General features: G+C 72.0%; 22 protein-coding genes and 1 other RNA gene. 13 read left to right on the forward strand and 10 right to left on the reverse strand.

Going from position 1 to position 23,725, the window contains the following annotated elements; translation table 11 throughout:
• Positions 1-245: 245 nt before the first annotated feature.
• Positions 246-1,745, reverse strand: a complete 1,500-nt coding sequence (locus tag VSR01_RS09865; RefSeq protein ID WP_326448878.1) for a GMC family oxidoreductase — start codon at positions 1,743-1,745, stop codon at positions 246-248.
• 902 nt (positions 1,746-2,647) lie between these two features.
• Here VSR01_RS09865 and VSR01_RS09870 point away from each other — a divergent pair.
• The 5 genes from VSR01_RS09870 to VSR01_RS09890 are packed head-to-tail and all read left to right on the forward strand — an operon-like array spanning position 2,648 to position 6,434.
• Positions 2,648-3,871, forward strand: a complete 1,224-nt coding sequence (locus VSR01_RS09870; RefSeq protein WP_326448879.1) for an ATP-binding protein — start codon at positions 2,648-2,650, stop codon at positions 3,869-3,871.
• A complete protein-coding gene (locus VSR01_RS09875; protein WP_326448880.1) occupies positions 3,868-4,293 on the forward strand; it encodes a roadblock/LC7 domain-containing protein in 426 nt (141 codons plus the stop codon). The genes VSR01_RS09870 and VSR01_RS09875 overlap by 4 nt, the downstream gene beginning before the upstream one ends.
• The gene (locus VSR01_RS09880; RefSeq protein WP_326448881.1) at positions 4,290-4,640 is read left to right on the forward strand and encodes a DUF742 domain-containing protein; all 351 of its coding nucleotides are present in this window, start codon (positions 4,290-4,292) and stop codon (positions 4,638-4,640) included. Before VSR01_RS09875 ends, VSR01_RS09880 begins: the two co-directional genes overlap by 4 nt.
• Positions 4,618-5,211 (forward strand): GTP-binding protein, encoded by a 594-nt coding sequence (locus VSR01_RS09885; RefSeq protein ID WP_326448882.1) that lies wholly within the window; start codon positions 4,618-4,620, stop codon positions 5,209-5,211. Before VSR01_RS09880 ends, VSR01_RS09885 begins: the two co-directional genes overlap by 23 nt.
• Entirely contained in the window at positions 5,208-6,434 is a 1,227-nt protein-coding gene (locus VSR01_RS09890) for a cytochrome P450 (protein WP_326448883.1), read from the forward strand. The genes VSR01_RS09885 and VSR01_RS09890 overlap by 4 nt, the downstream gene beginning before the upstream one ends.
• 130 nt (positions 6,435-6,564) lie before the next feature.
• Here the strand turns inward: VSR01_RS09890 and VSR01_RS09895 are convergent, their stop codons facing one another.
• Positions 6,565-7,734 (reverse strand): serine hydrolase domain-containing protein, encoded by a 1,170-nt coding sequence (locus tag VSR01_RS09895; protein WP_326448884.1) that lies wholly within the window; start codon positions 7,732-7,734, stop codon positions 6,565-6,567.
• A gap of 188 nt (positions 7,735-7,922) precedes the next feature.
• Here VSR01_RS09895 and VSR01_RS09900 point away from each other — a divergent pair, with 188 nt between their 5' ends.
• Positions 7,923-8,504 (forward strand): TetR/AcrR family transcriptional regulator, encoded by a 582-nt coding sequence (locus VSR01_RS09900; RefSeq protein ID WP_326448885.1) that lies wholly within the window; start codon positions 7,923-7,925, stop codon positions 8,502-8,504.
• Positions 8,505-8,752: 248 nt separating this feature from the next.
• Here the strand turns inward: VSR01_RS09900 and rnpB are convergent.
• Positions 8,753-9,155, reverse strand: an RNA gene (rnpB, locus tag VSR01_RS09905) — RNase P RNA component class A.
• Positions 9,156-9,298: 143 nt separating this feature from the next.
• On the opposite strand from rnpB, the gene yaaA reads away from it, so the two are divergent.
• On the forward strand, positions 9,299-10,087 hold the full coding sequence (gene yaaA / locus VSR01_RS09910) for a peroxide stress protein YaaA (RefSeq protein ID WP_326448886.1): 789 nt from the start codon (positions 9,299-9,301) through the stop codon (positions 10,085-10,087).
• A gap of 10 nt (positions 10,088-10,097) precedes the next feature.
• Here the strand turns inward: yaaA and VSR01_RS09915 are convergent, their stop codons facing one another.
• Positions 10,098-11,447 carry an MFS transporter gene (locus VSR01_RS09915; protein WP_326453579.1) on the reverse strand — a complete coding sequence of 450 codons (1,350 nt, stop codon included), beginning with the start codon at positions 11,445-11,447 and terminating at the stop codon, positions 10,098-10,100.
• 5 nt (positions 11,448-11,452) lie between these two features.
• Positions 11,453-11,908, reverse strand: coding sequence for a MarR family winged helix-turn-helix transcriptional regulator (locus VSR01_RS09920; protein WP_326448887.1), 456 nt, complete (start codon positions 11,906-11,908; stop codon positions 11,453-11,455).
• 223 nt (positions 11,909-12,131) lie between these two features.
• On the opposite strand from VSR01_RS09920, the gene VSR01_RS09925 reads away from it, so the two are divergent.
• A complete protein-coding gene (locus VSR01_RS09925; protein WP_326448888.1) occupies positions 12,132-13,712 on the forward strand; it encodes an AMP-binding protein in 1,581 nt (526 codons plus the stop codon).
• A 73-nt stretch (positions 13,713-13,785) separates the two neighbouring features.
• Here the strand turns inward: VSR01_RS09925 and VSR01_RS09930 are convergent, their stop codons facing one another.
• Complete coding sequence (locus VSR01_RS09930; RefSeq protein ID WP_326448889.1) at positions 13,786-17,052, reverse strand: TIM-barrel domain-containing protein; 3,267 nt, start codon at positions 17,050-17,052, stop codon at positions 13,786-13,788.
• Positions 17,053-17,531: 479 nt separating this feature from the next.
• Between VSR01_RS09930 and VSR01_RS09935 the strand changes: the two genes are divergently transcribed.
• The gene (locus tag VSR01_RS09935; RefSeq protein ID WP_326448890.1) at positions 17,532-18,056 is read left to right on the forward strand and encodes a ricin-type beta-trefoil lectin domain protein; all 525 of its coding nucleotides are present in this window, start codon (positions 17,532-17,534) and stop codon (positions 18,054-18,056) included.
• A 243-nt stretch (positions 18,057-18,299) separates the two neighbouring features.
• Here VSR01_RS09935 and VSR01_RS09940 read toward each other — a convergent pair whose 3' ends face one another.
• On the reverse strand, positions 18,300-18,968 hold the full coding sequence (locus tag VSR01_RS09940; protein ID WP_326448891.1) for an XRE family transcriptional regulator: 669 nt from the start codon (positions 18,966-18,968) through the stop codon (positions 18,300-18,302).
• Between the two features lie 199 nt (positions 18,969-19,167).
• Here VSR01_RS09940 and VSR01_RS09945 point away from each other — a divergent pair, with 199 nt between their 5' ends.
• Both VSR01_RS09945 and VSR01_RS09950 read left to right on the forward strand, forming a co-directional pair.
• The gene (locus VSR01_RS09945) at positions 19,168-19,380 is read left to right on the forward strand and encodes a hypothetical protein (RefSeq protein ID WP_326448892.1); all 213 of its coding nucleotides are present in this window, start codon (positions 19,168-19,170) and stop codon (positions 19,378-19,380) included.
• Positions 19,337-19,789, forward strand: coding sequence for a DUF6907 domain-containing protein (locus VSR01_RS09950; RefSeq protein ID WP_326448893.1), 453 nt, complete (start codon positions 19,337-19,339; stop codon positions 19,787-19,789). The genes VSR01_RS09945 and VSR01_RS09950 overlap by 44 nt, the downstream gene beginning before the upstream one ends.
• 80 nt (positions 19,790-19,869) lie before the next feature.
• Here the strand turns inward: VSR01_RS09950 and VSR01_RS09955 are convergent, their stop codons facing one another.
• A complete protein-coding gene (locus VSR01_RS09955) occupies positions 19,870-20,376 on the reverse strand; it encodes a hypothetical protein (protein ID WP_326453580.1) in 507 nt (168 codons plus the stop codon).
• Between the two features lie 184 nt (positions 20,377-20,560).
• Between VSR01_RS09955 and VSR01_RS09960 the strand changes: the two genes are divergently transcribed.
• Positions 20,561-21,031 (forward strand): NUDIX hydrolase, encoded by a 471-nt coding sequence (locus VSR01_RS09960; RefSeq protein WP_326448894.1) that lies wholly within the window; start codon positions 20,561-20,563, stop codon positions 21,029-21,031.
• Between the two features lie 68 nt (positions 21,032-21,099).
• Here the strand turns inward: VSR01_RS09960 and VSR01_RS09965 are convergent, their stop codons facing one another.
• Positions 21,100-21,828, reverse strand: coding sequence for an SDR family oxidoreductase (locus VSR01_RS09965; RefSeq protein ID WP_326448895.1), 729 nt, complete (start codon positions 21,826-21,828; stop codon positions 21,100-21,102).
• A gap of 133 nt (positions 21,829-21,961) precedes the next feature.
• On the opposite strand from VSR01_RS09965, the gene VSR01_RS09970 reads away from it, so the two are divergent.
• Positions 21,962-23,014 carry an Lrp/AsnC family transcriptional regulator gene (locus VSR01_RS09970; RefSeq protein ID WP_326448896.1) on the forward strand — a complete coding sequence of 351 codons (1,053 nt, stop codon included), beginning with the start codon at positions 21,962-21,964 and terminating at the stop codon, positions 23,012-23,014.
• Between the two features lie 203 nt (positions 23,015-23,217).
• Here the strand turns inward: VSR01_RS09970 and VSR01_RS09975 are convergent, their stop codons facing one another.
• Positions 23,218-23,670 carry a DUF1772 domain-containing protein gene (locus VSR01_RS09975; RefSeq protein ID WP_326448897.1) on the reverse strand — a complete coding sequence of 151 codons (453 nt, stop codon included), beginning with the start codon at positions 23,668-23,670 and terminating at the stop codon, positions 23,218-23,220.
• Between the last annotated feature and the right edge of the window lie 55 nt (positions 23,671-23,725).

The following is a 23,725-nucleotide window of genomic DNA, read 5'->3' on the forward strand; positions in this document are numbered from 1 at the left end:
CAACCGCCCCGGATTCCCGCGCATCGCCCTGCGGCGCGGGTGCTGCGCGTGGGGCTGGTCGACCTGATGTCCCAGGCCCTCACGCTGGTCCTCATCGCCCTGACCACGCATCTCGGGTTTCTGATCAGCCTTCGGACAGCCTGCCTCGTGAAAGGCCGAGGCTGACAGCCGATCGAACTCCGCGACCGCGCGACGTGTTGCGGACGCGGGCGGATCAGGTCCGGCAGATCCACTCGAAGACGGAATTATGTGCGTTTCCGTACCAGGGCTGCCGCGCGTTCCGCGATGGCGAGAACGGTGGCGTGCGTGTTGGCAGTCGGTATGGCTGGAATGACCGAGGCGTCCGCTATGCGAAGGCCGTCGATGCCGAAAACCCTGAGCTCCGAATCGACCACGGCGAGTGGGTCACTGCCTATCCGGCACGTCCCGACGTAGTGGAAGTACGTGCCTACACCTCCCCGCAGATGGTCGCCGAGAGAGGTGTCCGGGATGCCCGGTCCCGGCAGGACCTCTTCCCCCTGCCAGGCCGCCATGGCGGGCGCGCATCCGATGCGACGGGCGATCCGCAGGCCCTCTGTGAGTGCTTCACGGTCGCCGCGGTCGCGGAGATACTCCGGGTCGATCGCCGGCGGGCTGCTCGGGTCGGCGCTGCTCAGGCGCAGAGTGCCGCGGCTGCGCGGCGTCATCAAGCCGACCCCGAGGGTGTACCCCCGCTTCGGGGGGACGAGCGTGGGGGCGTTCAAGGGCATGGTCAACAAGAATATCTGGACGTCCGGTACCTCCACCGTGGGCTGACTGCGTATCAGGCCGAGCAGTTCACTGTGGTTGATACTGCCGGGCACTGACTCGGGGGTGGAGTAGGTGACGCCGGTGGTGGGGTGGTCGTGCAGGTTCCCTCCCACCCCCGGAAGGTCCACCACGAGGTCGACACCCACGTCGGACAGATGCGACTCCGGCCCGATGCCCGAGCGCAAGAGCACCTGCGGTGTGCCCACGGCACCGGCGCTCAGCAGCACCTCCCCTCGGCACGCGACGGTGACGAGATTTGGACCGGTGGAGTACTCGACACCGACGCAGCGGTCCCCGCGGAGCAGTACACGGTGCACAACCGCACGTGTGACAACCTGCAGATTCGGTCTCGTTCTCGCAGGGGTGAGATAGGCATCGGCCGCGCTGAGCCGGCGCCCCTTCATGACGGCGAGGTCGGGGAAGCCGAATCCCTCCTCTAGCCCGCCGCTGATGTCGTCTGCTTGCGCGTATCCGACCTGCTGAGCCGCTTCGATCACGGATACGGCAAGAGGACTCGGCGAGGCCGAAGGGGAGACGACAAGTGGGCCGGAGGTCCCCCGCAACGCGGCATCACGATGAGGCGCTGACTCCGTGCGGCGAAAATAGGGCAACAGATCGGCAAAACCCCACTCCTTGATGCCCATCGCCGACCATGCGTCATAGCCCGAGCGGTGCCCCCGCACATGCACCATCGCATTGATCGCCGACGAACCGCCGACGACCCGCCCGTGCGGCCAAGGCACAGGAACATCCAGAGTGGACTGCGCAACGGTGACGTCAGGCCAACTCGCCTCGCTGCCGAGCAGCATGGGCCATGTAGCAGGATCTGCCGATTCGAGCGGCGGATCTCCGCCCGCCTCCAGGAGGAGAACGCGTGCGTCCTGCTCCTCGGACAGTCTCGCCGCCAACACACAGCCGGCACTGCCCGCTCCCACGATCACGTAATCGAACTCCATTGCGGCAGTCCGCACTTGGCCTCCATAGCCGAGAAACAGGGTATCGCCCAGCGCTGAGCAGGAGGATCAATTGCGCCCCGGCCGCCGCAGTGCCTCTCCTGACCGCTCCGTCGCTTAGCCTGGGCGTTTAGCGAAGGTTCTTCTGAGCCGCAACGATGAGGCTTCTCTGGGGTCCCATGAGCTCTGAGGTCGGCCCGGCGCGCAGTGCAGGACATACTGAAAGCGCGCGTCCAGGGATTCATTGTGGTGTGCGCTGCTACAGCACGGAAGGCCCCCCGGATGATATTGCCCGTTTGTACAGCCGGTGATGTCCGCGTTTACAGCGGGTCGGTGGGATCGCGAGTGGGATGCCGATGGCTTCGCAGATCAGACAGGAAGGCGCCTTGCGGTCGATAGCAGGCAGACCGCTCCGCCCCTGAAATCTTCACGTGATCGCACATGCCCGTGCCCGGCAGGACTGGCGCTGACATTCCGCGTTTGGCGTACCATGCCCTCAGATTTTCAGCATGATCGGGCATCGCACGCGCCATAGAGTCGCATTGCCGTCTTCGATCGGAGTCCTCATCCAGATGATGCTCTCGACCCGCCACAGACGGACCGCCCAAAGCGTCGACCGTTTACGCCCACCGGAACGGTCGGCGCGAGTAGCGCGAGCGGCGTCCAGAAAGGAAGGACGGGATGAGCCGGGGTGAGCGGACGGCACCTCCATGGACCGGCCGGATCTCAGGCGCCCTCGTCTCGCACGGTCCTGTGCGGCCGGGTCAGGGCAGCGCCGTCCAGGCAACCGACCGTCCGCGCCACGGATCGCACCTGCATCACGCACCTGCCCGCAGACATCGACGAGAGATCAGATGACATTCCTCACAGCCGTGGTCGTAGCTCTGTGCTGCGCGGTCGCCCTGGTGGGCGCGGTCGCGCCGGTTGTCCGCCTCGCCCGCCGCTCCGCGCAGTTGCGCGCACGCATATCCGCGCTCGAGGCCGCGTGCTCCGCCCGGGACGCCGCCCTGGACGCCCTCGTTTCCGGGGTGCTGCCGACCCTGGCCGCCTCCTCGGGCAGGCCGGACGCGTCCGTCCCCGGCATCGGCGTGGCGGGCGGTCTCGCGGGCACGGCGTTCGCGGAGAATCTGCGAGCCGTGGTTGAGCAGTATGCAGGCGCCCTGCGCGCCGTGCGGAGTGAGGCCGAGGAGGCGACCCGCCTGCAGATCGAGGAACGCGCAAGGGAGGCCACCCAGGCGGCGGTGCGATCGGTCAGCGCGAGCGTGGTGAGCCTGGGCGCGGACCTGAGCAAGGTCGTCGCCGAGGCACTCCGTCAGCACGACGGCGGCGATGAGATGTTCGCGACGCTGACCCGCATCGACCATACGGTCCAGCAGATTGTCCGCCAGGCGCAGTCCTACGTCGTCATCTGCGGCGGCCTGCCCGGTCGGCGCTGGCCCGTGCAGATGCTGACCGACGTCGTACGCGGCGCCCTCGGCCGCATCCAGGACTACCCGAGGATCACATCCCGGGAACTCGACCGCGCGGTGACCGCCAGGGCCGTGGAGCCCGTCGTCCACGCGCTGGCCACCCTGCTGGACAACGCCGCCCGGTACTCGCCGCCGACCTCCTACGTCGACGTCACGTTCCAGGAGGGGCACCGCGGAGTCACCGTCGTCATCGACGACGCCGGGGTGGGCATGAGCGAGGAGCAGCTGGCAAAGGCCCGGCAGACGCTCTCCGGTGACGGACAAGCGGAACTGCACAAGCTCGGTCCCCATCCGCAGATCGGTTTTCTCACGGTGGCAGCCCTCGCGCGCCGCTACGGGTTCACGGCGTCCGTCGACGCCTCCAGCCCGTACGGCGGAGTACGCGCGACGCTGTTCCTGCCTGAGGACCTGCTGACCGCCGCCCCAGAGCCGGAAGAGTCCCGGATGGAAGTGGCGCACAGTCCCGTCCACGCGCTCGGCGCCACCAAGGGCGGACTGCCCAAGCGCCGCCGCCGTGAGTCCAACGCCGAGCCTGCTGTCAAGCCTGCCCTGAGCTCGTCTCCCGCTCGCGCGGGTGTCGCTGCCGCATGGCGCCGGGGAACCAACAGCGGCCGCGCCTCCCTGACCGAGTCCGAGCAGAAGGGATCTGATCACCAATGAGCACACCGACCGGGCCGGCTCGCGCCAACAAGCTGGGGTGGGCCCTGGACAAACTCGACATCGACGGGGTCCACTTCGCCGTCCTGGCGTCCGTCGACGGGCTGCGCATGGCCCATTCGGACAGCACTGACGTGGACGACGCCGAACGCTTCGCTGCCGCGCTCTCCGGCTTCCGATCGCTCGGCAGCGGGATAGCCACGTCCGTCGGAGGAAAAGGCCTGCGGCAGCTCCTCCTCGAGTTCGACAACCGCTTCGTCTTCATCACGGCCGCGGGCGAGGGCGCCCTGTTGGGCGTCGTGGCGGACACCGACGTCCAGGTGGACCTGATCACGCACCGGATGAACGAACTGGCCGAGCGGCTCGGCCGGGAGCTGGCCGCCCCGACCCGTCAGCCCGATAAGGACGGCGATCCGCAGCGATGAGCCGGAGCCGGCGCGACCTCGATTTGGTGCGGGCATACGTGCGGACAGGCGGCCGTGTCCGTCCCACGCGGGGCCTCGACCTGGTGACCCTGGTCATCGCCGCGAACGCCGATCAGCAGAACCTCGACCCGGACCAGCGCCGGGTGATGGGTCTCTGCCGGCGGCAGGGCGCGTTGTCCGTCGCCGAGATCGCCGCCCACCTTGACCTGCCCGCCTCGGTAGTCAAGATCATCGTGTCCGGGCTGATGGACACCGGCCGCCTCACCATGCCCACCGGCGATGACGCCCAGCAGCCCGACATCGCCATGCTGAGAGAGGTGCTGCATGGGCTCCATAAGCTCGCCTGAGAACGTCACCTATCTGCCGACCACCGTCACCCGGACGGTGAAACTGCTGGTCGCCGGCCACTTCGGGGTCGGAAAGACCACCTTCGTGGCCAGCGTCTCGGAGATCGATCCGCTGCGCACCGAGGAGCCGATGACACAGCAGAGCGTGGGCGTCGACGATCTGCGGGGACTGCCGGAGAAGACGCACACCACGGTGGCGATGGACTTCGGCCGCATCACCTTCTCGCGGACCGCCCTCTACCTGTTCGGCACGCCGGGGCAGAACCGGTTCGGCTACCTGTGGGACGAGTTGGCCCGCGGCGCTCATGGAGCGCTGGTGCTGGTCGACACCCGGCGCCTGGAGCAGTCGGACGACGTCCTGGCTGCGATCGAGCGACGGGGCCTGCGCTACGCGGTCGCGGTCAACCAGTTCGACGGCAGCGCGCGCTTCCCGCTGGAGGAGGTCCGGGAAGCCCTGGACCTGGACCCGGCCACGCCGCTGATCTCCTGTGACGCCCGGGACCGGACCTCCTCCCTCCACACACTGATCACCCTGTTCGAACACCTCATCCGCCAGCCGGAGCACCTGTGAACACTCTGCCCCCGTCGGGCTGCCCCGCCCACGCCCAGCCGGGCCGCGAGCCGCTGCACATCCCGGAGTTCGCCGCCGACCCGCACCGCAACTACGCACGGATGCGCGCCCGGCACGGCTCGCTCGTACCGGTGGAACTGGCCCCCGGCGTCCCGGCCACGCTGGTCATCGGTTACCACACCGCCGTACGGATCCTCAACGACCCGGACCGCTTCCGAGCCGACCCCCGGCGGTGGCAGGAGACCGCTCCGCAGGACTCCCCGATCGTGCCGATGCTCCAGTGGCGGCCGAACGCGCTGCGCAGCGACGGGGCGGAGCATGCCCGGCACCGCGCGGTGTGTTCCGACAGCCTGGAAGCCGTCGACCTGCACGCGCTGGACCGGATCACGCAGCGGGTCGCCCTTGAACTGATCAACGACTTCTGCGCGGTCGGCAAGGCGGACCTGATCAGCCAGTACGCCTTGCCGCTCGCCTTCCAGGTGCTGAGCTCGCTGCTCGGCTGCCCGCCCGAGATCGGGCACCGGATCGCCCAGGCCATAGCCATGATCTTCGACGGCACCGAGGCCGAGCGGGGCAACGCCGTGCTCGGCCTGGCGATGGAGGATCTCCTCTCGCTCAAGCGCCAGAATCCCGACGACGACGTCACCTCGCGGATCCTCGCCCACCCCGCGAGCGAGAACGACATGGAACTGATGGAACAAGTGATCCTCTTCTTCGGATCCGGCACCGAGCCCGAGCAGAACCTCATCGTCAACACCCTGCTGCTCATGCTCAGTGACGAGCGGTTCTCCGGAGACCTGCTCGGCGGCAGCCTGACCGTCCGCGACGCACTCGACGAGGTGCTGTTCAACGACCCGCCGCTGGCCAACTTCTGCGTGTCGTACCCCACGGAGCCGGTCCTCGTCGAGGGTGAGTGGCTACCCGCCGACCAACCTGTGGTCATCAGCCTGACGGCGTGCAACAACGACCCGGCGATCGCTGCCGAGCACCGCCCCGGGAACCGCTCCCACCTGGCCTGGGGCGCCGGACCGCACGCCTGCCCCGGCCAGCCGACGGCCCGGGTGATCACCGAAGCCGCCATCACCCAGATCCTCGACGCCCTCCCCGAGATGCGCCTGGAAATCCCCGCCGAGGACCTCACCTGGCGCCCGGGGCCCTTCCACCGCGCGCTGTCCGCCCTGCCCGTGGTCTTCCCGCCCTCCCCGCCGCTCCCCCTGCCGTGAGCCCTTCTTCCACGGCGAGCGCATCCTCCACGGCGAGCGCATCGCCTACGCGACCGGCACCGGGCCGCGAGGAGAGGGGATCGTGCTCAGTGTGCCGGTCTTCCGGGGGTTCCCGGCCCGCCGCGAGCGATCAGGCCCTCCTCGCGGCCCCGACCAGCGCGCTCAGCAGTCGCGAGTGGTCGGCGTCGGCCTGGGCGGGGACCAGGAAGCGTCGGCGCAGGAAGGCGTACGACAGCTCGTGGCGCGGATCGACCAACGCCTGTTGTCCACCGGCTCCGCTGTGGCCGAACGCGCCGGCGCCGAGGACCGGGTAGGTCTCGGCCGAAGCGTGGAATCCGACGGCCCACGCCTTGGGCTGTCGTAGTACCAGGTCGACACCGTTGGACTGGACCTGGCCGAACGCGGACGCGGTGCCGGGGTGGAGCAGGGGGTCGCAGCCGTCGACCGGCGACAGGAGCGCCGAGTACAGCTTGGCCAGGTCGCGGGCGGTGCCGACGCCCCCGAAGGAGGCCGGTCCGCGGGAGCGGACGACCGGGAGGTTGGGCAGTTCCCACACCTCCCGGTTCTGCGGGTGGTGACGGTTGAAGGCGATGCCGCTGAGGCTGTCGGGGGCGGTCGCGGTCGCGGCGAGCTCGCGCAGGCGTTCCGGGGTCGCCGTCATCGGTTGCGCGCCGAGGAACCGGTGGTCCTCGGCGGCGGGCAGTCCGAGGTGCAGGTCGAGCTTCAGCGGAGCCTGGAGCCGTTCGGCGAAGTGCTCCTGGACGGTGCGGCCGGTGGCGCGGAGCACGACCTCCCCGCTCAGCGCGGCCATCACCAGTGCGTGGTATCCCGCCGCCCGGCCCGGTCGCCAGAACGGGCGCTGCGCGCCGAGTCGCTCGGCCACGGCCCGGTCGTCGGCGAGTTCCTCCATGGTGAACCCGTCCGTCGCGCCGACCAGGCCGGCCTGGTGGGCGAGCAGTTCGCGCACCAGGAGGTCCCGCTTGCCCTCGGCCGCGAACTGAGGCCAGTAGTGGCTGACCCGCTGGTCCAGGTCCAGCACGCCGTCCTGGACCAGAAGCGCCACCACCAGGTGGGTGACGCCCTTGCTCGCCGAGTAGATCCCCATGACCGAGTCGGCATTCGCGTCCGGACCCGCCCACAGGTCGACCACCTTCTCCCCGCGGTGGTAGGCCGCCACCTGGACGTCCAGCTCGGTCCCCTCCGCCGCCAGCAGCACGGCGAGCTGCTCGCGCACGGCCTCGAATCCCGGCGCGACCGTCCCCCGGATGCCGACCGCCGTGCCCTCGCCCGTCTCCTTCATCGCGCCTCCCGACTGTCGCGGCGACGGCTGGTCCGTCGCGCACAGACCACCCTAGCTCATTAGTGACCAGTGGTCACTAATAGAGCCGGGGTACGCCGCCGCCGGACCGTCCCGGCCTCGTCCGTCACGGCCGCCCACCGCGGCGCACCGCGGCGAGCCTGACCACAAGGCGTGGCTATCGTCGTGCCATGACCGACGAAATGGCCGGGCGACGGCGTCCGGGACGTCCCGCCCAGATCAGCCGGGACAAGATCGTCGAAGCGGTGTCGCTGGCCGAGAACGTCGACACGCTGACCATGCGCGAGCTCGCGACGCGCCTCGGCGTCAGCCACGCCGCGCTCTACCGGTGGGTGAAGAACCGCGACGAACTCTTCGACCTCGTCAGCGAGGTCGTCGTCGAACGCATCCTGGCGCGGGCCGACGCCGGGCCCCCGGAATGCCGGGCCTGGCTCGCCCGGCTCGCGTGGGCGATGCACGACGAGTTCCTCGCCCTGCCCGGCTATGCCACCCACCTGTCCCGTCCGCACGAGCACAACGCGCACTCCGTCGACCGGCTCAGGAGCGCGGTCGGCGCCGTCCTCCGCCGGTCCGGCGTCACCGACGAGATGACCGGGCACAGCTGGCAGATCTTCATCACCTGTGTGGTCGGCTGGCTGGCGACGACCGAGAACTCGCTCCGCCTGGGCACCGACGCCCCGCGATTCGACCTGTTCCTCGACACCCTGTTGCGCGGCCTGCCGGCGCGCGAGCCCGGCGCCCGACGACCGTGACGGCGAGACCCGGGGCCCCGGCCGCCGGCAGAGGCTTCGCCGGCTCCGCCCCGGGCAGGCCAGCAGCCGGGAGGCGTCAGCGCAGCCGGGTCGGGCGACAGCGTCGCGCTGGTCGGGTCCGCCCCGCCCGCCAGCGCGAACGCCCGCTGGCGGAGGTACGGGGCGTACGCGGCGACCCCGGACACCACCGCCGCGGAGCACCGGCGAACCCACAACGGGGCGACGTCGCAGGTGGGACGCGACTGCGGCAGACGAGTCGGGCTGTACGCCGGGTTCTGTGCCCCGGGACCTCGCGGTCGTCGGGGCGACGGCCATCCATCTAGGGCTGCCGTTGCCGACAGCCTCGTGCGGTCCACCCGCGGACTCGGGCGGGCAGCCCTCGAACGTCCGCGCGGGCGCCGTATCGCTACGGCGCCCTCTTGACCTTGCTCCAGGTGGGGTTTACCTAGCCGTCCGGGTCACCCCGGACGCTGGTGGTCTCTTACACCACCGTTTCACCCTTACCGAGGACCGAGATCCCCGGCGGTCTGTTTTCTGTGGCACTGTCCCGCGGGTCACCCCGGGTGGCCGTTAGCCACCACCCTGCCCTGTGGAGCCCGGACGTTCCTCGGCGGTCCCCGAAGGGTCCGACGCGGCCGTCCGCCCGGCTCGTCTGCCGTGCGGCCATCGTAGTGGCACCGGCCGGGCGGGCGCGAACGCAGGTCGCGAACGCAGGTCGCGGTCGGCGGCGCGGCGCCGGGGGGACGTAGGCTGCTGCGGGTCCCCCGGTCCGTCCGTTCGAAGGAGACACCGCCGTGCTCGTCCTGCTTCCCCCCTCCGAGGGCAAGGCCGCCGGCGGCCGTGGGCGGCCCGTCGCGCTCGACGGCCTGTCGCTGCCGGAGCTGGCGCGGCCGCGGGCGACCGTGCTGGACGAGCTGGTCGGGCTGTGCTCCGCCGACGAGGACAAGGCCGCGGAGGTGCTCGGGCTCACCCCCGGGCTGCGCGGCGAGGTCGCCAGGAACGCGGGCCTGCGCACCGCCCCCGCGATGCCGGCCGGGCGGCTGTACACCGGCGTGCTGTACGAGGCGCTGGGCCTGGCCACGCTCGACGCGGCGGCGCGCCGCCGGGCCAACGCCTCGCTGCTGGTCTTCTCCGGGCTGTGGGGGGCGCTGCGGCTCACCGACCGGGTGCCGGCGTACCGGTGCTCGATGGGCGTACGGCTGCCGGGGGTCGGCGGCCTCGCCGCGTACTGGAAGCCGTGGCTGGACGCGGCGCTGCCCGAGGCCGCGGGCGGCGGCCTCGTCCTGGACCTGCGCTCCTCCGCCTACGCGGCGGCGTGGAAGCCGCGCGGCGACCTCGCGGCGCGCACCGCCCACGTCCGCGTGCTCCAGGTCGCGGTGGTGGACGGGGTGGAGCGGCGGACCGTCGTCAGCCACTTCAACAAGGCGACCAAGGGCCGCCTGGTCCGCGCCCTGCTGGAGGCCGGAGCCCGCCCGCGCACCCCCGCGGCCCTCGCGTCCGCCCTGCGCGACCTCGGCTTCACCGTCGAGCACGATCCGCGGTCCCCGACCCGCCTCGACGTCCTGGTCCGCGACCTCCACTAGCTAGGAATAGCTAGGAACGCCCGGCCGACTCCGTCGCGACGCCGCCGGGCGCGCCGCCGGCCGGGCCGCCCGGACCGTCGCCGGCCGTACGTCCCTCCGCGACGCCTCCCAATTCCGCGGGATCGCTCAGCGACACCCGGATCCGCGCTCCCTCCAACCGCACCCGCAACTGCCGGTACCGCACGACGTAGTAGACCCCGACGCCCAGCGCGGCGACCCCCGAGGCCGCGCCGACCGCGACGGCCCACCGCGGACCGTACGCGTCGCCGACCATGCCGGTCAGCGGCGCGCCGATCGGCGTGCCGCCGAGGCCGACCGCGAGCATGATCGCGACCACCCGGCCGCGCATCGCCGGGTCGGTCGACAGCTGGACCAGGCTGAACGTCGAGGTCGTGAAGGTCGGCGAGGCGACGCCGACGATCACCAGGGCGAGAGCGAAGAGCAGGTACGTCGGCGCCAGCGCGCCGGCGCCGAGCCCGACCGCGAAGATCGCCGTCGCCGCGAGGACCAGCGTGATCCTCGGGTTCTCGCGGCGCGCGGCGAGCAGCGCGCCGCACACGGAGCCGACCGCCATGAACGAGCTGAGCAGGCCGTACGCGCCGGCGCCGCGGTGGAAGACCGAGACGGACATCGTCGGGACGAAGATCTGGAAGTTCGCCCCGAACGTCCCGACCAGGAAGAACATCAGGAGCATCGCCTTGAGGTCCGGCCGCCGCAGCACGTAGCGGAAGCCGGCCGCGAGGTCGCCCGCCGTTCTCGGCCGCCGGTCGGACAGGTGCAGTTCGGCGACCCGGATGAGGAACAGCGAGCCGAGGACGGCCACGTACGACGCGGCGTTGATGACGAACACCCAGCCGGTGCCGACGGCGGCGATGAGGACGCCGGCGACGGCCGGCCCGATCGTCCGCGCGGCGTTGAACGACGTCGTGTTCAGCGCGAGCGCGTTGGACAGGTCCGGACCCTCGACCAGCTCGGCGACGAACGTCTGGCGGGCCGGCGAGTCGAAGGCCGCCGCGGAGCCGAAGAGGAACGCGAAGACGTAGACCTGCCAGAGCCGTACGGCGCCGGTGACGGTGAGCAGGCCGAGCGCGAGCGAGAACGCGGCCATCGCGCTCTGGCTCGCCATGAGCAGCCGGCGCCGGTTCAGCCGGTCCGCGGCGAGGCCGGTGACCGGCAGCAGCAGCACCTGCGGCGCGAACTGGAAGGCCAGGACGACGCCGACCGCGGTGGCGTTGTGGCGGGTGAGCTGGGTCAGGACGATCCAGTCCTGCGCGGTGCGCTGCATCCACGTCCCGACGTTGGAGACGATGGCGCCGGAGGCCCATATGCGGTAGTTGCGGACCGCGAGCGAGCGGAACATCCCGCTCACGAGTCGGCCATCTCGTTGAACAGCCGCGCCGCCTCGATCAGCGACCGCCGCTCGGCGTCGGTCAGTTGCTCAAGGCGCGTGTTCAGCCATACGTGCTTCACCCGGCGCCCCTCGGCCACCAGCTCGGCGCCGCGCTCGGTGGCGGTGACCAGCACCTTGCGCCCGTCGCCGGGATCGGGACGGCGGACGACCAGGTCCACCGCTTGGAGCGCGTTGACGGTCTGGTTCATCGCCGGCGGCGTGACCCGCTCCCGGTCGCTGAGCGCCCGCAGCGTCTGCGGGCCGTGCTTCACGAGGTACGTGAGCACGGACAGCTGGGTGCCGCCGAGCTGGCTGGCCGGCATCTCGGACCGCACCCGGCGGTAGATCCGCGCGACGGCGCGCTGCAACTCGGTGGCGAGGTCGGTCGTGGCCTGGTCCGCTCGCGCGGCCCCAGCAGTCGTCTCGGACATGGTCATTAAGCTACTTCATTAAGCTGCTTAACGACAAGCGGAAGGCGGAGCCGCCCGGAGCGAGATCCGGCCGGAGGGAGATCCGGCCGGAGGGAGGTTCCGGCCGGGAGGGGAAGCGCCGCCGGGCGCGCCGAAGCTCGCCCGGAAAGCGCGTGGCCGCGTGACGGCCGAGTCCCTAGGTTCGACGGAGGTACAGTCCCTCCTCTGTGACGGAAAAGGACTCATGAGCCCTTCACCGATCGTCGAAAACTACACCGTCGCCGTGCTGGAGCGGCTCCGGGCCACCGGGGCCCGCGAGGCGGTCGTCGGCGAGAGCCAAGCTCAACGCGCGGGCGACACGCTGCGGTTGACCGGCGAGCAGGCCCACGACACCGTGCTCCGGTACGCCGCCGCGCTGCGGGAGTCGGGGCTCGGGCCGGGCGACGGCGTGGCCCTGTTCGTGGAGAACTCCCCCGAGGCGATGCTGCTGATGCTCGCCGTGCACTTCACCGGCGGCCGGCTGGTGTTCGTGCCGCCGGAGCCCGGCAACGGCGAGTTGGAGGCGTTCCTGCGGCGCGCCGAGATATCGGCGCTGTTCTTCGACCCCGTCTTCGAGGAGCGGACCCGGCGGATCACCGAACAGCTCGACGTGCCACGGGTGTTCGCCATCGGCGCCTCGACACTGGCCCCGGACTTCCTCGCCGCGTCCGCCGACAGCCCGGCGCTGAAGCCGGACGAGGCGGCGGACGGATCACATCTGGCCACGCTGCTCTACACCGGCGGCACCACCGGCACGCCGAAACTGGTCACCCACCGCAGCCGCTACTACCGGGCGCTGGCCGCCACCGCCGAGCGGCTCGGCGACAGCGTCTCGGCCGAGCCCAAGTGGCTGGTGTGCACGCTGATCACGCACGTCAGCGGGCACGCGGTGTCGCTCGGCGCGCTGGTGAACGGCGCCACGCTGGTGCTGCTGCGCGGGTTCGACGCCGGCCGCGCGCTGTCGGTGCTGGCGCGGGAGCGGATCACCGGCTCGATCATCGTCACGCCGATGCTGTACGAACTCCTCGACCACCCGGACTGCCCACCCGACGGGTTCCCCGCGCTGCGCACCCTGCTCTACACCGGCTCGGGCCCCGCGCCGGCCAGGCTCCGGCAGGGCATCGAGCGCCTGGGCCCGGTGCTCCACCAGATCTACGGCACCTCCGAGAGCGGCGCCGTCATCGACCTGCCGGCCGCCGAGCACGACCTGTCCCGGCCGGAATCGCTGACCAGTTGCGGACGCCCCGCGCCGGGCGTCGAGGTCGAGCTGCGCGACGAGGACGGCAAGCCGGTGCCCGTGGGGCAGACCGGCGAGCTGTGCCTGCGCGGCGCGATGGTCATGGACGGCTACTGGAACGACCCCGAGCGCACCGCCGAGGTGCTCGGGGCGGACGGCTGGCTGCGCACCGGCGACCTCGCGCGCCAGGACGAGCGGGGATTCCTGTACGTCGTCGACCGGTTGAAGGACATCATCATCACCGGGCGGACCGCGGACAACGTCTACTCCCGGCTTCTCGACGACTTCCTGGCGTCGCTGCCGGAGATCAGGGAGGCCGCGGCGGTCGGCCGGCCGGGCCCGGACGGCGCCGAGCAGGTGCACGTCGTCCTGGTTCCGCAGGACCCGGGGCACGTGCCGGACCTCGACGACCTGTCCCGCCGGGTCACCGAGACCCTCGGCGACCTCTACACCCCCGCGTCGTACTCCGTCGCGCGGGCCCTGCCCCGTACGACGATCGGCAAGGTCGACAAGAAGGCGCTGCGGACGGCCCTGGTGGACGCGCCGTAGTCGGCGGACGGCCGCCAGGGCCCGGCGGTGGGCGTCCGGGGTGCGGACGCCCACCGCGGGCAGGGGCGGACGGTCAGCGGTAGCTGATAGTGGTCGCGCTGTGCACCGAGCCCGTGGGCGCGGTGACCTTCAGGGTGCGGGTGGCCTGGTCGTAGGACCAGGACCCGGCGGGCGCCCGGCGGCCGTCGATCTGGACGGTGCGCGGGGCGGTGGCGTTCGTGAACGCGACCGTCCACTGCCGCCGTTGGACCTGCCCGGCGAAGTGGCCCTTGGCCGGCGCGATGCGCAGGCTGTGGTCGCCGCCGTGCTCGGTGTACGTGAGCGCGGTGGTGGCCGAGGCGTTCGCGTTCGTGGTCGTGCCGTCGTCCTCGTAGAGCGAGGAGCGGCCGTCGGCGCCGCCGGCGACGGTCACGGTCGCCTTGGTGAGCGGGTTCTGCGTGTCGTTGGCGACGTCGCCGGTGCGGGTGGTGACGATGCCGCCGGACTTGACGAACACCGGCATCGCGTTCCAGTCGGTGGTCACCTGCTGAGTGGTGCCGCCGGCGTACGTCTTGCCGGTGAAGTAGTCCGTCCACTGGCTGCCCGGCGGGAACCACACCGTGGTGGCGGCGGTGGCGCCGGGCGAGGTGGCCGGCGCGACCAGGACGTCCGAGCCGTAGAAGTACTCACTGGCCGCGTGGTCGTACGCGGCCTGCTGACCCGGATACTCCAGGTAGGTCGCGCGCACCGCGGGAACCCCGGTGTCCTGGGCCTCCTTGGCGAGCGTGTACGTGTAAGGAACCAGGTCCTCGCGCAGGTTGAGGAACTTCTCCGACGCGGTGCGGGCGGCGTCGCCGTACTGCCAGGGCAGCCGGTCGCTGTGGTTGCCGTGCAGCCGGAACACCGGCTGGAACGCGGCGAGTTGCAGCCACCGCACATACAGGTCGTCGCTCAGCTTGGTGCTTCCGGGGTTGGCGCCGGGCGCCTGGGTGCCGTCGTTGTTGAAGCCGCCGATGTCGTGGCTGACCGCGGACAGGCCGGTGGACGCCGACTCGCCGGGGGTGTAGCCGACCTCGAACTTCAGGGTCTGCCAGTTCGAGGTGGTGTCACCGGTGAAGTGCACGGTGGTGCGCTTGTCCGCCCACGGCCCGGTGGGCACGCCCGCCTGGCCGCTGTACCCGCCGGCCTGCAGCGACCCGAAGGCCCGGGAGAAGGCGAAGCCGCGGCCGACGTTCTTGGCCGTGTCCAGCGCGTACTGCTGGTTGATCCACGCGTCGGGGGTGACGCCGGCCAGCGTCGACTGCGACTGCTCGCAGCACCAGTCCAGCCACCAGAAGTCGACGCCCTGCTGCTCCATCGTCTGGTGCAGGTCGAAATAGGCCTTCAGCTGCTGGGGGTCGGCCCAGTCGAAGGTGTAGCAGTCGGCCTCGTGGGCGATGTCGGCGTAGCAGCCCGCGTTGTTCTTGGTGAGCGAACCGCCTGCGGTGGCCTGCGCCTTCGGGAACTGCGGGTCGGAGGACACGATGCTCGGGTGGATGTTCATCGTGTTGTGCAGGCCCTGGGACTGCGCCCAGTCGAAGAATGCCTTGGGGTCGGGGAACTTGGCCGGGTCGATCTCCCAACCGTCCCACCGGTCGGGCGACTTGTAGTCGGTGTCGGTGACCAGCACGTCCAACGGCATGCCCTCGGCGCGGGCCTTGGGCAGGATGGTGTTCTGGTAGTCGGCGGCGCTGTAGTCGTAGTACTCGGAGAACCACACGCCGTACGCCCAGCGCGGCAGCAGCTCGGACGGGCCGGTCAGCGTGGCCAGGTCGCCCAGCGCCTGCTTGTAGTCCTGGCCGTAGCCGAACACGTAGCCGTCCTGGTAGGGGGCGTCGCCGTGGCCGGGGCGCGGAGTGACCGTGTGGGTGCGGTCGTTGAAGATCGCCGACGGGGTGTCGTCGAGCAGGTACCAGCCGTCCCGGTACAGCAGTCCGGGCGTGGTGGACGCGGCGCCGCTGACGCCGTCGAGGCCGCGCCGGTAGCCGCCCAGCGGGCTGTGCGGGAGCAGCACCGGCGAGTCCGGGGAGGCGGCGGCGACGGTGTCGAGGTTGACGTGGCAGCTGTCGGCCGTGGGGCAGCCGATCGCCACGGAGTTGTCGCCCTTGGCGAGGGTGACCGGCACGGTGGCGGTCGACCAGGAGTCCCAGTCGGCGGTGGGCGGGAAGGCCACGCTCACCGGGTCGCCGCCGTTCGCGGAGACCGAGGCGGTACGGGCCGGGGTCGCGTTCCCGTTGCTGTAACGGATCTGCAGGCGGTACTGCCCGGCGCGCGGCACGTCGGTGATCGCGACCGTGTCGGTGGCGCCGACCTGTTCCAGGCCGGCGGCGAAGCCGGTGCCCGCGTAGCCGTTGTGGTCGTTCGCCTGCTTGGCGCCGCCGGTCAGGGCGCCGGCCTCGGCCTCGCACACGGTGCCGTACGGGCAGGGCGTGGCGGTGGCGGCCGGGGCCGGGTAGGCCGCGCCGGGCGCCACCAGGGCCAGGCTGTCGATGTTGACGTTGCCCGAGTCGTTCGCGCCGCGGGAGACCGTGAGCGTGTGGGTGCCGGCGGTCAGCGCCAGCGTCGGCCCGGTCAGCTCGGACCAGTCGTTCCAGCTGGCGGTGGTGGGCAGGGTCAGCGTCTGCGCGGCGCCCCCGTCGACCGCGGCGCTGAGCGTGCGGGTGGTGGCCTGGTTGTCGCCGCCGGTGGCGTTGGCGTACCGCAGCCGCAGCTGGTAGCTGCCGGCGGTGGCGACGTCGACCTGGTAGGTCAGCGTGGACCCCTCTGAGGTGAAGCCGGCGGCGAACCCGGTGCCGGTGAACCCGCTGTGGTCGGAGGCCACGCTCACCCCGCCGGCCAGGGCGGCCTGCTCGCCCTCGCACAGCGCGCCGGCCGCGCAGCGCGGCGTCGAGGGGAAGGCCGGGTGCGCGGTGACCGTCTGGTCGCCGGAGCGCAGCCGCAGCGAGACGTTCTGCGCGGTGAAGGCGCCGGAGCCCACCTTGTAGCGCAGCGTCAGCTGGCCGGTGTCGATGGTCAGCCAGCCGTCCACGACGCGCTTGCGATACGAGGTCGGGCGGAAGCCGTCGCGGCCGATCGCGTTGAACGTGGCGGCGTCGGTGAAGTGGCCGTCGCCGGCGTACTCCATGCGGATCAGGGTCGGCGAGAGCACCTCGAAGCGGGCGTCGCCGGAGCGGACGGCGTGCTTCTGCGCGGCGGTGCCGGCCTGCGGCCGGTCCGGCGTCGACGCCGCCGCGGGGATCGCCGGGACGGCGGCGAGGCCGCCGAGCACCGCGCCGACGGCGAGCACTGTTCGGAACCGTCCGTGTCGTCGAAGTCGTCTCATCTCACTCCTCGTTGAGCGGTGGTGCCAGTGGAGCGGGGCCCGAGGGCCGAGCGTTGACAACGTTATCTGCGGGCGGGGTCGGCGAACAGGGTCGTGCGGGGTGTTCGCTCGGGCGTTCGGGCGGGGGGGCGTTCGGACGAGGGGCGGGCCGGGGTTCGGACGGGGGGCGCGGGCGGGGGTTCGCGGGGGCGCGGGGCGGCGCGCGGGGTTCGCGCCGTCGCGACGCCTGCCTATGAAATCGTTATTCACAGCCCTTTGGGGAGGAATTCGCGTTCGACGGCGGCGTCGACGCCATTTTTCGGAAGGGGCGGGTCCGGTTCTGCCGAATCGTTTCGCAGGACAATCAGTCTTTTGTGTGATGCCGGAGACCCGTGCGTGCGGCTAGCGTGGAGACGCGGAGACGACGGCATTCCTTTTCCTCTTCCTCCTCGGGAGTGCCGGAATTTCCGCTCATGTTTCCTTGGACGAAGGGAATTCACATGCACGCGAAGAAGATGGCGTTGTGGGCCGGCGCGGCCGGCCTCGCTCTGACCGGGCTGATGTCGGGCGTCAGCCAGGCCGACCCGCAGCCGGACCCGGTGACCACCGGTGTGCCGTTCACGGCGGACAACGTGGGCCTGGCCGACCGGGGCTACGAGCAGAGCCTGGACGCCAACGCCAGCGGCGACCAGGTCATCACCTACACCACCCACGGCGGCACCATCCAGCAGTGGCACGCGATCGAGCGCACCGGTGACACGTTCCTCCTGCAGAACGTGTACAAGCCGAGCCAGTGCATCAAGGCCCCGACCCAGCTCAACCAGCCGCTGACCATGGCGAACTGCAACAAGGCGTCGACGTACCAGCGGTGGATCGAGCGGACCGTCAACGGCAACGACGTCTTCCAGCTCGCCAGCAACCACGACCGGGCCATGCAGGCCACCGGGGTCAACTCGGTGGTGATCCTGGCCCTGTTCGACTCGGGCAACACTCTGCAGCAGTGGAGCGTGGAGAGCATCAACTGAGCCGTCCGGCAGCGGCGTGAACGGCGCGTCCACGGGACAGGGACGCGCCCCACGCAAGGGCGCCCCGGCCGGGGGCCGGGGCGCCTGCGGGGCGTCCCGGTCGCCCGGAGCGCTACCGACCGCTCCGGGCGACCGGGACATCCAGGGTCGGCGGGCCACGCCGCGCAGCGGAAAACGCCGCGCCGACGGGTTCAGGAGGAACGCCGCGCCGACGGGTTCAGGAGGAACGCCGCGCCGACGGGTTCAGGAGGAATGAGTCTCCGCCAGCGGCACCGCCGCCGACCAGAGTTCCTCGGCGTGGTCGGCGAACCGGTCGAACATGCAGCCGTCCATGGCCTTACGGAGGTGGATGAGGGGCGAGTCGTGTCCCACCAGCCGCGCCAGGTGAGGCGTCACGAGCGCGTCGCGGTCGAATCGGAACACGGAGAGCGCGATGTGACCGGCGGCGTCGTCCGGAGCGGAGCAGCGCACTTCGAGGCGCTCGTGAGAACCGATCTTCTGCACATTCTCCAGGGTGATCCGAATGCGCGTGGAAACGCTCAGAGCGACATTCTCCACGCGCTCCCGGCTACGGGTCACCTCCGCATCGGGATCACCCAGGAGAAACCGCACCCGGACCCCAGCCTTCATCTTCTCGACGAGCGTCGCCGCGAAATTCGGCTGCTCCAACCAGAGAAAGTAGTTCGTATAGCCGGCGAAGAACACCTCCTCGGCAGCCCCCGAGATCAACTCACCCCACGTCGTCGACGGACAAGCCGACCGATAGGGGTATGTTTGGACGATCTCCCGGTCGGTCCCCGTCTTGACACGGTCCTTGACGGCTTGAGGCCACAGCATCTCTTCGTTCACTCCCAGCACGGAGGAGGCGTCCACACGATTTCTGGCGTGCGGAACCAACTCCGCGTCAGCCATCCATCGCTCCACGGTCTTGCCGGACACGCCCACTCTGACGGCCAACTGCCGTGGTGTCACTTGGCAGCGCATCGGCCTACTTGGACTCAGAACCGCCTCTTAGCCCCCCGGCACGGCTCACGCAGAGCCCCCCGCGGCCGGCGCGAGCTGCCCGGAGACGTGGCCAACGCTGCGCTGAGGGTGCGCCCGTCATGAAGTTGTGGCCCCTGCCCCGCCGTACGGAAACCTCATCGCCACCCGGTTCGAGCGGCTGGAGCACGGGGTTCGGATCGAGGTGCACGACACCGCCGACACCAGGCCCGAGCCGCGCCGGGCATCGGCGGAGGAGGAATCCGGACGCGGCCTGGAACTGGTGGAAGCGCGGGCCGGTGCCGTCCGTCCGCACCTGGGCCGTCTCGACCACCAGCGGTGAGGTCGTCCGCGGCTACCTGCCCTGGTGGGCCGAGGACGACCCGAGCAGGACCGGCGTCCGCCTCGACCGGCTGCACCATGAACTGGCCGGCATCCTCCACCAGGCCGACCGGGGCGGCCTGCTCCTCCCGGTGGCCGCGGGGGCCGACCCGGCGCAGGTCTCGGGCGTGCTCGTCGTCACCATCGACTGCATCCCCTTCACCGAGGCCGGCGACCCCGACCTTCCGGTGGTCAACGTCCAGGTCGTGGACGACTGGTGGATCAAGGACCTCGACCCCACGGGCGTCACCGACCTCGGCCGGCGACTACAAGCCCTGGGTGACCGGCTGACCGGTGCCGTCGCACCGGAACTCGCCGCCGCCCGCGCGGACTGGGCGGCACGCCACCGCCCGCACGGCCCGACCGGATGAGCTGCCCCGTGCCGGCCTCGCCTCCCCGAGGGCCGGTGCGGGGCACGGCGTCCCGCCATTTCCCGGCTTCGCGGCACCGCTCACGCGGGTGTTTCGCCGTCGGCGGGGCGCGGCTGGGCCCCGGCGGCGGTCGGGAAGGTGAGGGCCGCGGAGATGGTGTGGGCCTGGATGACGGGGCCGTGCTGGGTGCCGCCGGTAATCGAGTTGTGGACCTCGTTGTGGACGGCCGGTGGTGCGGCGGCGGCGGTCAGGGGCTCCACCTCGGCGAGGAGTGCGCGGAGTCGGTCCGCCGCTTCGGGGTCGGACCTGAGCACGCGGCGGAGCCGGGCGCGCCACTCCGCCTCGATGTCGGCGGCGGCCTCCGCGTCGGCCTGCTGCCGGGCGGCCGTCAACTCGTCGCGGGCCGCGTCGAGTTCGCCGGCGACGGCGGCCGCCTCGGCGTCCGGCTCGGCGTCCGGGTCAGCGCCGCCGCGGCGCGCGAAGTATCCGGCGACCCGGTCCCGTACCTGCGCCCAGGCCTCCGAGACCATCGCGCCCACGAGCGTCGTCGCCCCCGACGAGGCCAGAGCCGCCAACTCCGCGTCCACCGCGCCCTCCCCCACCGCTCGACGCACCGTGACGACGCCACGACGCCGACTCCACCGTAAGGACCCGGCCCCCGCGGCGGTACCACGCCTGCCTCGCGGCCCGGTTCCGCCGCTGCCGGGGCATCCGCCGGGGTGGTACCTCTGGGGCGACGAGGGACGGACATGCCTGCAGGAGGCGAGCGCGATGACGGAGATCGCGGCCGCGGTCGTCGTGGACCGCGGGCGGGTGCTGTTGGTGCGGCGGCGGGTCGCCGAGGGGGTGTTGTCGTGGCAGTTCCCTGCGGGGGCGGTCGAGGAGGGGGAATCGGCCGGGGCCGCGGCCGTGCGGGAGGCGTGGGAGGAGACCGGACTGCGGGTCAGGGTGCTGCGGACGCTCGGGGAGCGCGTCCATCCGGCCACCGGGCGGCTGATCGCGTACGTCGCCTGCGCGGTCGACGCGGACACCGGCCACGCGGCGGACGCGGCTGCCGTAGGGGGCCCGGTGGGCGCGACGCACTCCGTGCCCGGCGCCGACGCGGCGCACGGCGCGTACGTCGCCGATCCCGAGGAACTCGCGGAGCTGGCCTGGTGCGCGCGCGGCGAGATCCCGCGCTACGTCCCCTACGGCCTGCACGCCCCGGTCCAGGCGTACCTGGACGGCGCCCTCACCGAATGACCTCGGCCCGTAGCGCGGGCCGCGTCCGGCACCGCGTCCGGCACCGCAGCCGGGCCCGGCCCGGCCCGTCACCAGGGCACCGTCTTGCCCCAGCGGTCCAGGTACGCCAGGCCGGCCGCGCCGCGCCGGGAGAGGATGACGTCGGCCAGCAGCGGCGCCGATTCCTCGATCGTGTAAGGGGCGTCCGAGCCGCCGAGGTCGGTGCGGATCCAGCCGGGCGCCAGAAGGAGCAGGCCGCGCGCGGTGTGCGACTGGCGGGCGGCGAAGCTGCGCATGAAGGTGTTCAGGGCGGCCTTGCTGCCCCGGTAGACCTCGCGGCCGCCGGCGGTGTTGTTCGCGACGCTGCCCTGCCCCGAGGACATCGCGCCGATGACGCCGGCCGGCGCGACGAGGTCCTCCAGCGCCTCGATCACCCGCATCGGGCTGAGCGCGTTGGTGACCATCACGTCGACGAAGTCGGCCACCGGGACCGCGCCGATGGGCGTCCGCTCGTTGTTGGTGACGCCGGCGTTGACGAAGAGCAGGTCGAGCGGGCGGCCCCCGAGGCGCCCGGCGAGGCGTTCGCGCAGCGGCGGGAGGTGGCCGGGCTCGTTGATGTCGAGGTGTTCGACGGTCACGTGGCCGCCGGAGCGGTCCGCGAGGTCGTGCAGCGGCGTACGGGCGGCGGTGTCGCGAACGGTGCCGACGACGTCCCACCCCCGGTCGAGGAATTCGGCCGCGAGCGCGTGGCCGAGGCCGCGCGAGGCCCCCACGAGGAGCGCGGTCGGTCGGTCCTGCGGTGTGTCGGTCGACGGCATGGCGCGACGCCTCCGTTTCGGTTCGGTGGTCCGGGCGGACGCCTTCGGTGGTCCGACCAGGCGCCTGTGGCAAGTCTTCCGCCCATGTGCTCCGACAGGCGAGCTGGAGCGGGCGAAACGTAGGATCGCGGCCATGGACCGCCCCTCCGTGTTCGAATCCGCGACGATCGACCCCGACGACGTACGGATCATCCGCGCGCTGCAGATCGCGCCCCGCGCGTCCTTCGCGTCGGTCGCGGCCGTGCTGGGCCTGACCGAGGGCACGGTCAACCGGCGGTACCGGCGGCTGCGCGCGGACGGCGTGGTGCGGGTGGCCGGCGTGGTCAACCCGGGGGCGCTGGGGCAGAGCCGCTGGCTGGTCCGGCTGCGCTGCCGGCCGGGCAGCGTCGGGCCGATCGCCGACGCGCTGGCCCGGCGCGAGGACGTCAACTGGGTCGCGGTCTCGGCGGCGGGCTGCGAGATCACCTGCGCGACGCAGTCGCGGACCCCCGAGCAGCGCGAGGACCTGCTGGAGCAGCGGCTGCCGCGGACCGGCGCGGTCATCGACATCGACGCGGCGGCCATGCTGCGGCAGTTCCTCGGCGGTCGCGGGCACTACTGGGCCGCGCTGCACGGCACGCTCACCCGGGCGCAGGAGGCGGCGCTGGGCAGCGACGGGCCGCCGTTCACCGAGGCGCCGGTCGTCGCGCGCGAGCCGATGACCCTGACGCCGCAGGACGAGCGGCTGCTACGGGCCCTCGCCGCGGACGGCCGCGCCAGCCTGGTGGACCTGGCCGCGGCGGCGGGGCTCACCCCGGGACGGGTCGCCCGGCGGCTGGACACGCTGCTGGAGCGCCGCGTGGTGACGGTCGACGTCGAGATCGCCGCGGCGGCGCTGGGCTACCGCACCCGCGCCAACCTCTGGCTGCGGGTGCACCCCTCGGCGGTCAAGAGCGTGGGCCGCACCCTCGCGCAGTCGCCGGAGACCGCCTTCGTGGCGGCCGTCTCCGGCCCGAGCAACCTGCACGCCGTCGTCCACTGCCGGGACCTGGACGAGCTGTTCGAGGTCACCACCGACCGGATCGGCGCGCTGCCCGGCCTGGAGGGCATGGAGGTCTCCCCCGTCCTGCGCCACGTCAAGCAGGCCGGCACCCACCTGTCAGGCGACCGCCTGGTGGAACCGGCGGCGGCGCGCACCGGCCGCTGACGCGGAGGGCATCCCGCCCGGGGAGCGCGGGGAGCGCGGAGCACACCGCGTCGGGAGCACGCCGCACCGGGAGCACGCCGCCCGGGGAGCACGCCGCGCGCCGGAGAGACCGCCCGAGCCGCCGGGGGCGGGCGCGGACCGGCGGGGGCGGGGAGGGACCGGCGAAGGCGGGCGTCCGGCGGCCTGCCCGGCCGGCACACAGGTCACGCGCGGGCCAGGGCGACCGCGAAGAGCGCGAAGGCGAGCACGATGACGGCCACCCGGACGTAGTGGAAGCGGTCCCACCGGCCGACCTGCTGCTTCCAGTCCGCGGGCGCGCCCTCGCGCGACCACGTCGCCACCCGCGCGTTGATCGGCACCAGCACCAGGAGCGACATCACCACGCTCGCCACGAGCAGCGCCACGCCCGCCGTGACGGCCGCCGCGCCCGCGTCGCCCCACGCCACCGCGGCCCACCCCCCGCCCAGCACGACCGAGCCGACGTACCAGAACGGCATGACCCGGCCGAGCACCCGCGCGCCGTCGCTGCGGGCGCCGATCCCCCCGTCCTCGGGCAGCCGGTCGAGGATCGGGTTGACGAACACCGCCACCGCGAACTCCACCCCCACCATCATTCCGACGACCACCACGGTGACGACGGACAGCGTGTCGCGCATGACTGCCTCCAAGTCCTTGCCGCACTCGGATCTAGCGGCGCTAGATTCTGATGCG

Origin of the sequence: Actinacidiphila sp. DG2A-62 (assembly GCF_035825295.1) — a bacterium.
GTDB lineage: Bacteria > Actinomycetota > Actinomycetes > Streptomycetales > Streptomycetaceae > Actinacidiphila.

Bases quoted from the DNA above. Each gene is read 5' to 3' on its own strand.
- VSR01_RS09930 (WP_326448889.1), bottom strand. From the start codon at position 17,052: ATGAGACGACTTCGACGACACGGACGGTTCCGAACAGTGCTCGCCGTC.
- VSR01_RS09865 (WP_326448878.1), bottom strand. From the start codon at position 1,745: ATGGAGTTCGATTACGTGATCGTGGGAGCGGGCAGTGCCGGCTGTGTG.
- VSR01_RS09960 (WP_326448894.1), top strand. From the start codon at position 20,561: ATGACGGAGATCGCGGCCGCGGTCGTCGTGGACCGCGGGCGGGTGCTG.
- VSR01_RS09970 (WP_326448896.1), top strand. From the start codon at position 21,962: ATGGACCGCCCCTCCGTGTTCGAATCCGCGACGATCGACCCCGACGAC.
- VSR01_RS09935 (WP_326448890.1), top strand. From the start codon at position 17,532: ATGCACGCGAAGAAGATGGCGTTGTGGGCCGGCGCGGCCGGCCTCGCT.
- VSR01_RS09975 (WP_326448897.1), bottom strand. From the start codon at position 23,670: ATGCGCGACACGCTGTCCGTCGTCACCGTGGTGGTCGTCGGAATGATG.
- VSR01_RS09880 (WP_326448881.1), top strand. From the start codon at position 4,290: ATGAGCCGGAGCCGGCGCGACCTCGATTTGGTGCGGGCATACGTGCGG.
- VSR01_RS09895 (WP_326448884.1), bottom strand. From the start codon at position 7,734: ATGAAGGAGACGGGCGAGGGCACGGCGGTCGGCATCCGGGGGACGGTC.
- VSR01_RS09885 (WP_326448882.1), top strand. From the start codon at position 4,618: ATGGGCTCCATAAGCTCGCCTGAGAACGTCACCTATCTGCCGACCACC.
- VSR01_RS09900 (WP_326448885.1), top strand. From the start codon at position 7,923: ATGACCGACGAAATGGCCGGGCGACGGCGTCCGGGACGTCCCGCCCAG.
- VSR01_RS09965 (WP_326448895.1), bottom strand. From the start codon at position 21,828: ATGCCGTCGACCGACACACCGCAGGACCGACCGACCGCGCTCCTCGTG.
- VSR01_RS09920 (WP_326448887.1), bottom strand. From the start codon at position 11,908: ATGTCCGAGACGACTGCTGGGGCCGCGCGAGCGGACCAGGCCACGACC.
- VSR01_RS09925 (WP_326448888.1), top strand. From the start codon at position 12,132: ATGAGCCCTTCACCGATCGTCGAAAACTACACCGTCGCCGTGCTGGAG.
- VSR01_RS09940 (WP_326448891.1), bottom strand. From the start codon at position 18,968: ATGGCTGACGCGGAGTTGGTTCCGCACGCCAGAAATCGTGTGGACGCC.
- VSR01_RS09875 (WP_326448880.1), top strand. From the start codon at position 3,868: ATGAGCACACCGACCGGGCCGGCTCGCGCCAACAAGCTGGGGTGGGCC.
- VSR01_RS09915 (WP_326453579.1), bottom strand. From the start codon at position 11,447: ATGTTCCGCTCGCTCGCGGTCCGCAACTACCGCATATGGGCCTCCGGC.